The sequence below is a fragment of the Paraburkholderia flava genome (assembly GCF_004359985.1).
Taxonomy (GTDB): domain Bacteria; phylum Pseudomonadota; class Gammaproteobacteria; order Burkholderiales; family Burkholderiaceae; genus Paraburkholderia; species Paraburkholderia flava.
The window spans coordinates 1,724,862-1,740,515 of sequence record NZ_SMRO01000001.1; the positions used below are offsets into that span (position 1 = coordinate 1,724,862).

General features: G+C 62.1%; 8 protein-coding genes and 1 pseudogene. 7 read left to right on the plus strand and 2 right to left on the minus strand.

Annotated elements, in window-relative coordinates:
* Positions 1-210 precede the first annotated feature (210 nt).
* Together E1748_RS07750 and E1748_RS07755 are read right to left on the minus strand one after the other, a co-directional pair.
* A complete protein-coding gene (locus E1748_RS07750; protein WP_133646515.1) occupies positions 211-924 on the minus strand; it encodes a response regulator transcription factor in 714 nt (237 codons plus the stop codon).
* Between the two features lie 104 nt (positions 925-1,028).
* Positions 1,029-1,865 (minus strand): EAL domain-containing protein, encoded by an 837-nt coding sequence (locus tag E1748_RS07755; protein ID WP_133646516.1) that lies wholly within the window; start codon positions 1,863-1,865, stop codon positions 1,029-1,031.
* A gap of 619 nt (positions 1,866-2,484) precedes the next feature.
* Between E1748_RS07755 and E1748_RS31980 the strand changes: the two are divergent.
* The 7 genes and pseudogenes from E1748_RS31980 to E1748_RS07785 form a co-directional block, all read left to right on the plus strand.
* Positions 2,485-2,550 (plus strand): annotated as a pseudogene (locus E1748_RS31980) (ESPR domain-containing protein); the annotation flags it as partial.
* 516 nt (positions 2,551-3,066) lie between these two features.
* Complete coding sequence (locus tag E1748_RS32135; protein WP_476703862.1) at positions 3,067-10,989, plus strand: YadA-like family protein; 7,923 nt, start codon at positions 3,067-3,069, stop codon at positions 10,987-10,989.
* Positions 10,990-11,089: 100 nt separating this feature from the next.
* On the plus strand, positions 11,090-12,253 hold the full coding sequence (locus E1748_RS07765; RefSeq protein WP_133646518.1) for a DUF2827 domain-containing protein: 1,164 nt from the start codon (positions 11,090-11,092) through the stop codon (positions 12,251-12,253).
* On the plus strand, positions 12,250-13,380 hold the full coding sequence (locus E1748_RS07770) for a DUF2827 domain-containing protein (RefSeq protein ID WP_133646519.1): 1,131 nt from the start codon (positions 12,250-12,252) through the stop codon (positions 13,378-13,380). Before E1748_RS07765 ends, E1748_RS07770 begins: the two co-directional genes overlap by 4 nt.
* Positions 13,381-13,390: 10 nt before the next feature.
* Positions 13,391-13,966: a hypothetical protein gene (locus E1748_RS07775; protein ID WP_133646520.1), complete on the plus strand. Its 576-nt coding sequence runs from the start codon at positions 13,391-13,393 to the stop codon at positions 13,964-13,966.
* 52 nt (positions 13,967-14,018) lie between these two features.
* A complete protein-coding gene (locus E1748_RS07780) occupies positions 14,019-14,507 on the plus strand; it encodes a DUF4019 domain-containing protein (RefSeq protein WP_133646521.1) in 489 nt (162 codons plus the stop codon).
* Entirely contained in the window at positions 14,504-15,631 is a 1,128-nt protein-coding gene (locus tag E1748_RS07785; protein ID WP_133646522.1) for a DUF2827 domain-containing protein, read from the plus strand. The genes E1748_RS07780 and E1748_RS07785 overlap by 4 nt, the downstream gene beginning before the upstream one ends.
* The last annotated feature ends 23 nt before the right edge of the window (positions 15,632-15,654 follow it).

The following is a 15,654-nucleotide window of genomic DNA, read 5'->3' on the forward strand; positions in this document are numbered from 1 at the left end:
ATTCAAGCGCGATGCGCGGCACGGTCCGTTGGCGGGCCGTCGCTGGTATTTTGCTTAAAGGTGAGGATATTCGGGAGCTGCGCGCACACGTGTTTTCTGCGTGCTTTCATGCGTTGCTACGTCGTGTTTCGGCGCGAAGACTCGGCACCCGTAACCATGTGAACGAACGCACGAAGCGGAAGCTCTTCGTGCGTTCGTAGAGCCGTGCGTTTATGCGGCGGCCGTGCCCGGATCGTCCTGACCGACCGGCTCGAGGCGATACCCGTAGCCGTAAATCGGCGTCAGGCGATAGCCGCTTTCAGGGCGCAGCCCAAGCTTCGTACGAACCATTGCGATGTGCGTGTCGAGCGTGCGCGACGGGATGTCGGCGGTCTGCTTCCACACGGCGTCGAGGATGTGCGCGCGCGACAGCGGCCGGCTCAAATGCTGGAACAGCAGCAGCGCGAGGTCGAATTCCTTTTGCGTGACGTTGACCGGCTGGCCATCCACCGTGACCTGCTTCTGCTTGAGATCGAATTCGATGTTACCGAAGGTTTCTTTCGTCGCCGCGGGATTCAGTTGATACGAACGCCGCAGCAGCGACGCGACACGTGCGCTCAACACGTTGGCGGAGACCGGCTTCACGACGTAGTCGTCGGCGCCGGCGTTGAGCATCGTGACGATGTCCGACTCGCGCGCGCGGCTGCTGACGAACAGCACCGGCAACCGTTCGGACAGATTCTGGCGGACCCACTGCAGCACCGCTTCGCCCGACAGATCGGGAACGTTCCAGTCCAGCACCAGCAGATCGAAACTCTCGCGCCTGAGCTGACGCAGCAGCGCCTGTCCTTGTTCGAAGGTGTGACACGTGTGGCCCGCAGCGGTCAGCGTGTCTCGCGTGAGGGCTGCCAGTTCCGCGTCGTCGTCAAGTATTGCGATTCTCATTCGTGCGCCCGGTACGTGGTCTTTGACGGGAAGTCTATGGTATTTCCGGCGGCTGTCTACCCCATTCGATCGAGGGGCGCTGCCAGAAGGACGATGAAACGCGCTCAGTTCAGCGCGATCGCGGCGGCGAATTTCGTTTGCGGCCGCGCGATGTGATAGCCCTGCGCGTGGACTTCGGCGCGCCGGCTCAGCCAGCGCAATTGCGCTTCGGTCTCGACGCCTTCGATGACGACCTTGATCTCGAGCTTGTCGAGCATGTCGAGCACGCACGACATCACGGTGCACGCGCGATGGGACGTCGGAACCTTCGCGAGAAATTCGCGCGCGAGCTTGATCGTGTCGATCTGCGCGGAGCTCAGAACCGCAAGCGATGCATAGCCCGAACCGAAACCGTCGATTGCGATGCGCACGCCGAGCTCGCGCAGCGAGCGCGTGATCTCTCCGATGCAGAGCAGCTTCGACGCATCCGCGGTCTCGACCAGTTCGAGTTCGATCAACGACGGATCGATGCCGTAGTGTTCAGTGAGCGACTGGATGGTGGGACACAGGTCTTCGTCGAGAAGCTGTGACGGGTGAATGTTGACCGACACGCGCGGCAGCGGATGACCCGCGTCCTGAATCGTGCGCAACTGCTGGCATGCCGATTCGAGGACGAAGCGGCTGGCGGCGCGTGCGGTACGCGGATCGTCGAGTGCCTGAATGAAGCTGCCCGGCAGCAGCAGGCCATAGTCGGGATGTTGCCAGCGAAGGAGGCACTCGACGCCGGACAGCCGTGAAGTCTGCGCGTGAATGACGGGCTGGAATGCGACGCGGAACTCGCCGTCCTGCAGGCCTCGACGAACGCGTGCGGCCAGCGCCCGATCGTTTTGCCGACGGGGTTCCCCGACGTTCATCGCGGCCCCCCGGCCGACGATGCTCAACGCACTACCGATGTTCTTCACGTTGCGTTCCTTTGAGCCTTTCGCCGCTGCCGGACGACTGCGCTGCGTGACCGGAGCGCGTCGCGCGCGCTACTTACCAGCTAACACCATAACGCCGTTTTTTGGTGCCGATGTTTAAGGAAGGTCAAACGGCGACATCTTTTCCCATAGCTCGGGATTGTTTGCGTGGCGCCATGCCGACACACGGAAATTTCTTCGGGTTTCTCCCTGGATTTTCATGAACTAAATGGTACGTCCGTCGAGACAATTCATTTTAAATATCCAGTTTTTATATTTTTAATCGCGCAGAATAAACGTGAGACGTTTGCTGACATAGATTTACTTATATGGTCTGCAGATTTTTTAAAGCCTTATTGTGTAGACGAATCCTGTAGAGTGATATTGGCACTCCGCCCCTCTGGAAGGGCGTCAGAGGGCGGTGTGCTGTCTCGTTTAACAGTTCTTTGCATTCCGCATAGGTTTATCTTTCACTGTTTGACAATTTGAAAAAATGTGACTCGTTACAATTCGCGAACTTTAATCGAAGTGCATGGCTTTTTGCTTTTTTTGAAAAGAACGTTTCTAGCGGACGTTTAAAAAATGGCCGTCACGCGAAAGTCCTGTCGGAGGGGCGATTCAAATGAACAAGACATACAGAACAATCTGGAACGAAGCATTGGGCGCATGGGTCGCCGCTTCGGAAATCGACTCCGCACGGGGCAAGCCGAACCGGTCGGCAGTGACCGGCGCGACGGGTGCACGCACCCAGGCGATCGCGATCGATACGGACGCGCGCTTCGCGCTGAGCCGGCCGCTGATTGCGATGGGCGTTTTGCTGGCGATGCTGTTTGCGGCGAAGCCCGCGCATGCTGGCTACGGCATCTTCATCAACGACGGTACCGACAACGGCTGTACCTGGACGTACGACACCACCGGCGTTTCAGCAATCGGCAACTACAACAATACCGGGGCTCCGACCAGCAGCAACTCCGCACCGCTCGGCGGTTTGGGTGGGCTCACGCCGACTCCGACCAACGCGCAGCTGGGTGGAACTGCCGCCACGCAGTGCGTGACGACCGACAAGTCCACACAGACCAACCGGGCGCTGTTCTACGGTCCGTCGAGCGGCGTCGGCTCGAATTCGCTGACGCTCGGCGGCGAGTTGTACGTTAACAGCGGCAATCTCGGCCTCGGCGGCGGCAGCACTGTCGGCACGGGCGCGATGCGCCTCGGTAGCGCCGCCACACTTAGCACGAGCACCTCCGGCAACTTCTCGATCGCGATCGGCGGCGCGACGGCCGCGACCGTCGCGAGCAGCACCAATGCGCTCGCAATCGGCTCGGCGTCGACGGCGAGCGGCAGCAGCGCTGTCGCGCTCGGTACGACGGCGACGTCGTCGGGTGCGGGCGCTGTGGCGCTCGGCGTTTCGTCGACGAGCGCGGCTCCGAACGCGATTGCCGTCGGCAATGCGGCCAGCGTCGTGGCGGCTGCGACGTCGGGTATTGCGCTCGGCAGCGGCGCGGTGGTCAACGGTGCATTCGGTATTGCGCAGGGCTCCGGCGTGACGAGCGGTGCGACCGGCCAGAACGTCGCGATCGGCTCGGGCGGCACGACGGCCAACAGCGGCACGGCGGCTGGCGGAGCCGTGGCGCTCGGGCGTGGCCAGTCGGCCACGGGCGACGGCGCGGTGACTATCGGCAATGCGGACAGTGCATTCGGCGATGGTTCGATCGCGCTGGGCAACAATTCCTCCGCGTCGGGTTCTATCACCACTACTAACGCTGGCGTCGTCACTCCTGGCACCAGCGCCATTGCGCTGGGCAACAGTGCCACCGCGTCGGCTCAGGGCGCCGTCGCGCTGGGCAATGCCGCGAACGCTGCGCAGGGCTCGACGGCGATCGGCCAGGGCGCGACCGCTTCGGTCGTTGCGTCCGTTGCAATGGGTGTCAGCGCCTTTGCGGGTCAGCAGGCCGTCGCCATCGGTAACGTGGCCCAGGCCACCGGCCAGTCGTCCGTGGCGCTCGGCGACAGGGCTACTGCTACGAACACGCAGGCTCTGGCGATCGGCACAGGCGCGGTCGCGTCGGGAGACCGGAGTATTGCGCTGGGTACGCTTGCCGTGGCCAGTGGCTCCCGCGGCGTGGCGATCGGCTACCAGTCGACCGCGCAGTACGCCAACTCGGTGGCGATCGGCATGGGTAGCGTGACGGGCGCAGCCGCGCCGACCGGCACCGGCTACATCACGAACCAGGCTGCACCGACGTCGGAGGTTTCGATCGGCGGCGGCACGGCGGCGACGAACCGTCGCCTCACGAACGTGGCGGACGGCTCCGCTCAAACCGACGCAGTGACCGTTGCGCAGCTGAGCACGAGCAACGTCAGCCTTTCCACCGGTATTACTTCGCTGTCGACGTCGACCTCCACGGCCGTTACGTCGTTGTCGACCGGACTGAGCACGACTAACAGCAACGTGAGTAGTCTTTCGACGGGCCTGAGCACGACGAATAACAATGTGACGAGCCTGTCGACCTCTACGTCGACGGGGCTTAGTACCGCGGTTAGCCGGGAAGCGAGCCTGTCCACCGGGCTGAGCACGACGAACAGCAATGTGACGAGTCTTTCGAGCTCGACATCGACGGGCATCAGTTCGCTGTCGACGGGTTTGAGTACGACGGGTAGCAGCGTGACCAGCCTGTCGACCGGGCTGAGTACGACCAATAGTAATGTGACGAGCTTGTCGAGTTCTGCGTCGACGGGTATTAGTTCGCTGTCGACAGGATTGAGCACGGCGGGTAGCAGTGTGTCGAGCCTGTCGACTGGCATCAGCTCGCTGTCGACCTCGACCTCGACGGGTATCAGCAGTCTGTCGACGGGATTGAGCACGACGGGCAGCAGCGTGACGAGCCTGTCGACCTCCACGTCGACGGGGCTCAGCACCGCGGTTAGCCGGGAGACGAGTCTGTCGACCGGCCTGAGCACGACCAATAGCAATGTGACCAGCCTGTCGAGTTCGGCTTCGACAGGTATCAGCTCGTTGTCCACGTCGACCTCGACTGGAGTCAGCAGTCTGTCGACGGGGTTGAGCACGACGAACAGCAACGTCGGCAGCCTCTCGACCGGACTCAGCACAACCAACAGCAACGTGACGAGCCTGTCGAGTTCCACGTCGACGGGGATCAGTTCGTTGTCCACGTCGACCTCGACTGGAGTCAGCAGTCTGTCGACGGGGTTGAGCACGACGAACAGCAATGTCGGCAGTCTGTCGACCGGACTCAGCACGACCAACAGCAACGTGACGAGCTTGTCGAGTTCCACATCGACGGGGATCAGCTCACTGTCTACGTCGACCTCGACTGGAGTCAGCAGTTTGTCGACGGGGTTGAGCACGACGAACAGCAATGTCGGCAGTCTGTCGACCGGTTTGAGCACGACCAACAGCAACGTGACGAGCCTGTCGAGCTCCACATCGACGGGCATCAGCTCGCTGTCTACGTCGACCTCGACTGGCGTTAGCAGTCTGTCGACGGGGTTGAGCACGACGAACAGCAACGTCGGTAGCCTCTCGACTGGACTCAGCACGACCAACAGTAATGTGACGAGCCTGTCGAGCTCTACATCGACGGGCATCAGCAGCCTGTCGACTGGCCTGAGCACGACGAACAGCAACGTCGGAAGCCTCTCGACCGGACTCAGCACGACCAACAGTAATGTGACGAGCCTGTCGAGCTCCACGTCGACCGGCATCAGCTCGCTGTCGACGTCGACTTCGACGGGTATCAGCGGCCTGTCCACTGGCCTGAGTACGACCAACAGCAACGTCGGCAGTTTGTCGACCGGACTGAGCACCACAAATAGCAACGTGACGAGCCTGTCGAGTTCCGCATCGACGGGGATCACCTCGCTGTCGACCGGCCTGAGCACGACCGGCAGCAACGTATCGAGTCTGTCGACGGTGGTATCGGCCACACGCACGCACTACTACAGCGTGAACGATAACGGCACGCAGCAAGGCAACTACAACAACGACGGTGCGACCGGCGTGAACGCCCTCGCGATGGGCACGAACGCGAGCGCGGCGGGTGCCAGCAGCGTGGCTGCGGGCAACGCAGCGAATGCGAGCGCGCAGAATGCGGTCGCGATCGGCAACGGCGCGGCCGCTGGCGATGCCAACAGCGTGGCACTGGGCAGCAACTCGAAGACCGCACCGTCGAACCCGACGGCGACGGGCACGATCGGTGGCCAGACGTACAACTACGCAGGCTCGAGCCCGACGGGCGTTGTATCGGTGGGCGATGTGGGCGCCGAACGGCAGGTGACGAACGTGGCCGCAGGCCGCGTCACGAGCACGAGCACTGATGCGGTCAACGGCTCGCAGCTGTTCGCGACGAATACGGCGGTCAATTCGCTGTCGACGGGGGTTGGTGATCTGTCGACCGGCATCAGCTCACTGTCGACTGGGTTGAGCACGACGAACAGCAACGTGACGAGTCTGTCGAGTTCGACGTCGACGGGTATTAACTCACTGTCGACTGGGTTGAGCACGACGAACAGCAACGTCACGAGTCTGTCGAGCTCCACTTCGACGGGCATCAGCTCGCTGTCGACTGGGTTGAGCACGACGAACAGCAACGTGACGAGTCTGTCGAGTTCGACGTCGACGGGGATCAGCTCGCTGTCGACTGGGCTGAGCACGACGAACAGCAACGTGACGAGTCTGTCGAGTTCGACGTCGACCGGCATCAGCTCGTTGTCGACGGGGGTGACTTCGCTGTCGACGTCTACCTCGACCGGCATCAGCAGCCTGTCGACTGGCTTGAGCACGACGAATAGCAACGTCACGAGCCTGTCGAGCTCCACTTCCACGGGTATCAGCTCGCTGTCGACAGGTGTGACTTCGTTGTCCACATCGACTTCGACGGGTATCAGCAGCTTGTCGACTGGCCTGAGCACGACGAACAGCAATGTGGCTAGCCTTTCGAGTTCCACGTCGACGGGCGTCAGCTCGCTGTCGACGGGTGTGAGCTCACTGTCCACATCGACCTCGACGGGTATCAGCAGTCTGTCGACCGGACTGAGCACGACCAACAGCAATGTGACGAGTCTGTCGAGCTCCACGTCGACCGGCATCAGCTCGCTGTCGACTGGCGTGACTTCGCTGTCCACATCGACCTCGACCGGCATCAGCAGTCTGTCGACCGGACTGAGCACGACCAACAGCAATGTGACGAGCCTGTCGAGCTCCACGTCGACCGGCATCAGCTCGTTGTCGACTGGTGTGACTTCGCTGTCCACGTCGACTTCCACTGGCATCAGCAGTCTGTCGACTGGTCTGAGCACGACCAACAGCAATGTGACGAGTCTGTCGAGCTCCACATCGACCGGCATCAGCTCGTTGTCGACTGGTGTGACTTCGCTGTCGACGTCGACTTCCACTGGTATCAGTAGCCTTTCGACGGGCTTGAGTACGACGAACAGCAACGTCACGAGTCTGTCGACCGGACTGAGCACGACCAACAGCAACGTGACGAGTCTGTCGAGTTCCACGTCAACGGGTATCAGCTCGTTGTCGACGGGCGTGACTTCGCTGTCCACGTCGACCTCGACTGGTATCAGCAGCCTGTCGACCGGTCTGAGCACTACCAACAGCAATGTGACGAGTCTGTCGAGCTCCACATCGACCGGCATCAGCTCGCTGTCGACGTCGACCTCGACTGGCATCAACAGCCTGTCGACTGGCCTCAGCACGACTAACAGCAACGTCACGAGTCTCTCCAGCTCGACCTCCACGGGTATCAGCTCGTTGTCGACGGGCGTGACTTCGCTGTCCACGTCGACCTCGACTGGTATCAGCAGCCTGTCGACTGGCTTGAGCACAACCAACAGCAACGTGACGAGCTTGTCGAGCTCCACGTCCACCGGAATCAGCTCGCTGTCGACGTCGACCTCGACTGGCATCAACAGCCTCTCGACCGGCCTGAGCACGACGAACAGTAACGTCACGAGCCTGTCGAGCTCTACGTCGACTGGCATCAGCTCGTTGTCGACGGGTGTGACTTCGTTGTCCACCTCGACGTCGACGGGTATCAGTAGCCTGTCGACCGGCTTGAGCACAACGAACAGCAACGTCACGAGCCTGTCGAGCTCCACCTCGACCGGCATCAGCTCGTTGTCCACGTCGACGTCGACTGGCATCACTAGCCTGTCCACCGGTCTGAGCACGACGAACAGCAACGTCACGAGTCTGTCGAGCTCCACCTCGACGGGTATCAGCTCGCTGTCCACGTCGACCTCGACTGGTATCAACAGCCTGTCCACCGGTCTGAGCACGACGAACAGCAACGTCACGAGTCTGTCGAGCTCCACCTCGACGGGTATCAGCTCGCTGTCCACGTCGACCTCGACTGGTATCAACAGCCTGTCCACCGGTCTGAGCACGACGAACAGCAACGTGACGAGCCTGTCGAGCTCCACGTCGACGGGTATCAGCTCGCTGTCCACGTCGACCTCGACTGGCATCAACAGTCTGTCGACTGGCCTGAGCACAACGAACAGCAACGTGACGAGCCTGTCGAGCTCCACGTCGACGGGTATCAGCTCGCTGTCCACGTCGACGTCGACCGGTATCAACAGTCTGTCGACTGGCCTGAGCACGACGAACAGCAACGTGACGAGCCTGTCGAGCTCTACGTCGACTGGCATCAGCTCACTGTCCACGTCAACCTCGACCGGTATCACCAGCCTGTCGACCGGCCTGAGCACGACGAACAGCAATGTGACGAGCCTGTCGAGCTCCACGTCGACTGGCATCAGCTCACTGTCCACGTCAACCTCGACCGGCATCAACAGCCTGTCGACTGGTTTGAGCACGACGAACAGCAACGTGACGAGTCTGTCGAGTTCCACGTCGACGGGTATCAGCTCGCTGTCGACGTCCACCTCAACCGGCATCACCAGCCTGTCGACCGGCTTGAGCACGACCAACAGCAACGTGACGAGCCTGTCGAGCTCCACCTCGACCGGCATCAGCTCGTTGTCGACCGGCGTGAATTCACTGTCCACGTCAACCTCAACCGGCATCACCAGCCTGTCGACCGGCCTGAGCACAACGAACAGCAACGTCACGAGCCTGTCGAGCTCCACCTCAACGGGCATCAACTCGCTGTCGACGGGCGTGGCTTCGCTGTCCACCTCGACCTCGACCGGCATCAGCAGCCTGTCGACTGGCCTGAGCACAACCGACAGCAACGTCACAAGCCTGTCCACGTCGACCTCGACCGGCATCACCAGCCTGTCGACCGGCCTGAGCACAACGAACAGCAACGTCACGAGCCTGTCGAGTTCCACGTCCACAGGCATCAACAGCCTGTCCACCGGCGTGTTCTCGCTGTCGACGTCCACTTCGACCGGCATCAACAGCTTGTCGACTGGCCTGAGCACGACGAACACGAGCCTCGTAAGCCTGTCGACGTCCACCTCGACCGGCATCACGAGTCTGTCGACCGGCCTGAGCACAACCGGCAGCAGCCTGACGAGCCTGTCCACCTCGACCTCGACTGGCCTGACTTCACTGTCCACCGGCTTGAGCTCGACCAACAGCAACGTCACCAGCCTGTCGACGTCGACCTCGACCGGCCTGACCTCGCTGTCCACCGGACTGAGCACGACGAACAGCAACGTGTCGAGTCTGTCGACCGGTCTGAGCACGACCGGCAGCAACGTATCGAGCCTGTCGACGGTCGTGTCAGCCACACGCACGCACTACTACAGCGTGAACGATAACGGCACGCAGCAGGCCAACTACAACAACGACGGCGCGACCGGCGTCAACGCACTCGCTGCGGGCACCAACGCATCTGCGGCGGGTGTCAGCAGCGTGGCAGTCGGTAATAGCGCCAACGCCTCGGCCAGCAACTCGATAGCGATCGGCAACGGTGCCGTAGCGTCGATCGCCAACTCGGTTGCGCTCGGCTCGGGTTCGGTTACGGCGCAAGCTGTACCAACACCGACTGCGTCGATCGGCTCGATGTCGTTAGGTTCGTTCGCGGGCGGCGCGCCGGATGGCGTAGTGAGCGTCGGTTTGATGGGGTTGAACGGTGCGCCTGGTATAACGCGGCAAATTACCAATGTCGCTGCAGGCCAGATCACGGCGACCAGCACCGACGCAATCAACGGCAGCCAGCTGTTCAATGTGGCCAGCCAACTGAGCACGTCACTGGGCCAGATCTCGTCACTGTCGACGGGCCTGAGCACAACCAACAGCAACCTGAACAGCCTGTCCACTTCGACCTCTACAGGTGTCGGCAGTCTGTCGACGTCGGTCTCGACGGGTATCAGCAGTCTGTCGACGGGCCTCAGCACGACGGCCTCGACGCTCGACCCGGGTAACCCGAACCACAACCAGAACGGCGGCAACGCGTCGACGCAGGGCCGCACGTTCGGCAACACGACGGTGACCACGGTCAACTCGTCGAGCTGTGGTTCGGCTGCCGGCACCGATACGACGACGTCGGGTACCTGCGCGCAGACCGGCACGATCGCCGGCGTGAACGGGGCAACCGCGACAGTCGCCGCAACCGGTGCAACGGCAATCGGTTCGCAGTCGCTCGCCCAGGACAACAACACGACGGCGATCGGCTTCCGGGCAACCGCGCAGGGTCAGGGTTCGACGGCGATGGGCTTCCAGTCGCAGGCAACGGGCTCGCAGTCGACAGCGCTCGGCTCGAACTCGATCGCCAGCGGCGCGAACTCGGTAGCGATCGGTGCGGGCTCGGTGGCGAACGAGGCGAACACGGTGTCGGTGGGGGCGGCCGGCAGCGAGCGGCGCATCACGAACGTCGCGCCGGGTGTGAACCCGACCGACGCAGTGAACATGCAGCAGTTGCAGAGCGTGCAGAGCAACGTCAACACGGTCGCGAAGTACGCGTACTCGGGTGTGGCGATGGCCGGTGCGCTGGCAGGCATGCCGCAGGTCGAGCCGGGCAAGACGTTCATGCTCGGCGCCGGCGTCGGCAACTACGGCGGCTACTCGGCTGTGGCAGTCGGCGGCAGTGCGCGGGTCACGCAGAACACGATCGTCAAGTTCGGCGTGAGTACCTCGAGCGGCGAAAAGGTGATGTTCAACGCCGGGGTCGGTTACTCGTGGTAAGCCCCGGGCGGTAGCGTCGGAGCGCCTCTGACGCTATGATTGCCGTACCCCTCGCGGACCGCTGTCGTACAGCGGTCCGCGCTACTTCTGCTCCATGGCCATGCGCATCGGAATCTCCGTCATCAGTCATCAGGGCCAGAATATCTGGCAGAACGGCCTCGGTCAGAACGTGGTGTTCCTGGCCCGGCTGTTCCAGCGGCTGCCGTTCGTGCGCGCGGTCTCGCTGATCGACGTCGGCGACCAGGGCGCAATGCCCGAACAGGTCGACACGACGACGCTCGGTCTAAAGCTGATGTCGCAGCGCGAAGCGACCGACGAGGTCGACGTCATTATCGAAATGTCTGGCGCGCTCGATGTGCAATGGCTCGATCTGATGCGCGCCCGCGGCAAGAAGGTCGTCTACTACTGTTGCGGTCATCCGTTCGCGGGCCTCGCGGAACCGCCGGTATTCGACAAACCGAGCCACTTCTCGCGTGCGGATCGCTGCGACGAAATCTGGGTGCTGCCCGAGTACCAGATGTTCGCGAGTTTCCAGCGCACGCTGCATCGCTGCGCGGTGCACGCGGTGCCTTATCTGTGGCATCCGCAGTTCGTTCAGCAACGCATCGCCGAAGTCGAAGGGCAAGGTTTTCGCTTCGGCTGGGAAGCTGCGCATGAACAACGCGTCAAAGACGCACGCACCGGCTTACGTGTCGCGATCTTCGAGCCGAACATCTCGGTAGCGAAGACATCGATGATCTCGATGCTCGCGTGCGACGAAGCGTATCGCGTAGACCGCGCGAGCATCGACGCGATGCACGTGCTCAACACGCTGCACATGGCAAACCATCCGACGATGCTGCATCTCGCGAATTCACTCGATCTCGTGCGCGAACACAAGGCGACGTTCCATGGGCGCCACGATATCGTCGGGTTCATGGTGCAGCATGCGGACGCGGTGGTGTCCCATCAATGGACCAACGATCAGAACTACAGCTACATGGATGCGCTGGCCGGCGACTATCCGCTCGTGCATAACTCCGAATGGCTGCGCGATTTCGGCGCGGGCTACTACTACCCCGAGTTCGACGCGGTGCAGGGCGGCGCGCAGTTGCGGCATGCGGCAGCCACCCACGATGCGAATCTCGCGGACTATCGCAGCCGCTCGCAGCGCGTGTTCGATGCGCTCGACCCGTTCGCCGAACCCAATCTGCAGGGCTACGCGGACCGGTTGCGGGATCTGTGCCGCGATACGTCTTTTATCGACGGGCGGCAAGCATCATGAACACGAACCGTCTGAACGTCGGCGTATCGATCTACGTGCGCAAGGGCACGCAGTCGCTGTGGGAAAACGGCATCTTCCAGAACTGCATCTATCTCGTGATGCTGCTCAAGCTGATGCCGCGCGTAGGCAATGTGTTTCTCGTCGCGGGCGGCGACGGCAGCACCGAGGACGCAAAGAATTTTCTCGGCGATGCGCCGGCGCCGGTGATCGACATGAACACCGCGCTCGACAGTCTCGACCTGATGATCGAGATGAGCGCGCAGCTGGGCCGCGAATGGATCGTTGCGTTCCGCGAGCGCGGCGGCAAGGTCGTGACGATGCGCGTCGGCAACGACTACGTGATCGACATCGAGCGGATGGTGTTCGACAAGCCGCACGGGCTGCTCATTTCGGGCGCACCGTACGACGAGATCTGGACGCTGCCGCAGTACGAGAAAACCGCCGCGCAGTATTACCGCAGCGCGATGCGCGCGAGTGTGCGGATCGTGCCGCATCTGTGGAGTCCCGCGATGCTCGAGCGCGAGGCCGCTGCGTTGCCTGAAGGCATGAGCTTCGGTTATCGGCCGGGACGTCGGCGCTGGCGCGCGGGCATCTTCGAGCCGAACATCTGCATGGTGAAGACGGGCTTCATCCCGATGCTGTGCTGCGAAGTCGCGCATCGCGCGAATCCCGACATGCTCGAACGCGTGTGGGCGTACAACACGTTCCACCTGAAAGAGCATGTGACGTTCAACGGTTTCGCGCGCAGTCTGAATATCGTGCAGCATGGTTTGACATCGTTCGAAGGACGCTTTCCGTTCGTGCGTGTCGTGTCGAGCGATGTCGACGCGGTCGTGTCGCATCATTGGGAGAACGCGCAGAACTATGTGTATTACGAGGCGCTGTACGGCGGCTATCCGCTGATCCACAACTCGCATCTGCTCGGCGATTGCGGTTATCGTTTCCACGACTTCGACTGCGAAGAGGGCGGTGCAGCGCTGCTGCGCGCGTTCGCGGAACACGATGCCGGGCTCGATGCATACCGTCAGACGGCGAACGCGTATCTGCGCCGACTCGATCCCGAGAACGAAGACAACGTGCGCGCGTATGCGGATGCAATCGACGCGCTCTATGTGCAATCAACGTGAGTCGCGAGCCATGAACTCGTCTTTTCGTTTTTTATCTCGCACGTGCGCGATAACTGCCGCGTTCGTCGCGTTGCTGGCTGCGGCACCGGACGGCGCGTTCGCGCAAAGCATTCTTTCGGCGCCGACCCAGGCCGGTCCGTTGAACTCGATGGCCGCGGCGATCAACAACATCGGCGTCAAGCAATGCCGGTCGCAATTGACCGCGCTGTCGACGCTCGGCGTCCAGGGGACGACCACCAACGATCTTTTGCTCGACTGGGATCACAAGCGCGTGAACACGAGCCCGATCTTTTCGCTGATCGGCCTCGAGTATGGGTCGAATGCGGCGGCGATGTCGGTGACGGCGGTGCCGGAAGCGGACGGTTCGTGTTCGATGTCGGCGGAGCGCATTTCGGTTGCGCCGGTCGCGTGCAAGACAGTCGCGGGGCAGGAACTGCAGGGCTATCGCGCGACGCCGCTGCTCGGTCACATGACGGTCTACACGGACGGCAAGGACGCGGGCTCGTCGGTGTCGCTGATCGATTCGCCGTCGGGCTGCCTCGTCATCCGGCGCTACGTGGCGTTTTCGAAAGCGGCGGCGCGTTGATACTGCGCGTTGCTCATCTTGCACGCGGCGGATTCCGGACGGGAGGGAAGAAATGAAACGTGAGATCGTGAAGCGCATGGCCGTCGTGCTGATGATTTCGTTCGCGACGATTGCAACGACCGCGAAGGCCGCGCCCGGCACGTCCGCCGACGAACTGCTGCGGGATGCCGATGCGGTGCTGCAGCAGATCGACGCAGCGCATGGGAGCGTGCTTTGGGACAACGCAGCGCCTTTCATCAAAGCGAAGTTCCCTGAGCCTCAGTTTGTCGCGCAGTTGCAGCAGACGCGTCAGTCGTTTGGCGTCGTGACCACACGTGGGTGGGCGTCTGTCACGCGGCTGCAGTATGCGAACGACCATGACATTCCAGACGGTCTATACGCGAACGTCGACTATGCGTCGCACACGGCTGATGGCAAGAGCGTGTTCGAGCTGGTCAGCTTCCGGCTGGAGTCCGATAACCAGTGGCATATGACCGGCTACAACGTGCGCCTGACCCAGTCGAATAATCCTGCTGTCCAGCAAGGCGTAGTCAAGCCATGAACGGACTGCGCGTCGGCATCACGATCGGGTTGCACCACGAAGCGGAAACGCTGTGGAACAACGGCATCAAGCAGAACGCGGTGTTCCTCGCCGAGGCGCTGCGGCATTGTCCGAGCGTCGGCTCGACGGTGCTCGTCAACACGACGCAGATTCCGGTCACCGACAAACTCCCGTGGGATCTGACGCGCTGGCCCACGCGCACCTTCGACGACGCAAAAGATTCGCTCGACGTGCTGATCGAACTGGGCGGCCAGATCGACGGCGCGCAGACCGCATATCTGAAGCAGCGCGGCGTGCGGCTCGTGTCGTACTGCTGCGGGTTCGAATACGTGCACGCGATGGAATCGGTGCTGTTCCGCAAGCCGCTGTGGGGCGAGAACCTGTTCATCAACCAGCACTACGACGACATCTGGATGATTCCGCAGGTCGATCGCATCAGCCGCTCGTATTTCGAGGTGCTGCGCCGGTTGCCTGCGCGCGTCGCGCCGTTCATCTGGAGCCCGATGTTCATCGATACGCGCAGCAAGGATCTGCCGGAGCAAGGGCGCTATCGTCCGCACGGCGGTCCAAAGCGGCTGTCGGTGATCGAGCCGAACATCAACATCGTGAAGTTCTGCCTGTACCCGACGCTGATCGCCGATCTCGCGTACCGTGCGCGGCCCGACGACATCGAGATCCTGCAGGTCACCAACGCCGAGCAGATCGCGCGCGAAAGCCTCGAATTCATCTCGCTGATGAACCAGCTCGACATCGTGCGCGCACACAAGGCAGTGTTCCTCGGACGGCACGACACGCCCGAGTTTCTGTCGAGCAATACGGACATCCTGATTTCGCACCAGCTGGAAAATCCGCTGAACTACATCTATCTCGAGGCATGTTGGCAAGGGTATGCGCTCGTGCACAACGCGTCGCTGTGTCCGGACCTCGGTTACTACTATCCGGACAACGACGCGACGAAGGGTGCGCAGCAGGTGTTGGCCGCGCTCGATCAGCACGACGCGCATGCATCGTGGTATCGCGAGAACCAGCGCACGATGATCGCGCGTTATCTGCCGGATCATCCGCAGCTGGTCGCGACCTACGACGCGCTGCTCGAAGACCTGTTGCGCCGGCCGCTCCGTTAGCCGGCAATCTGCATAGCGAAGGC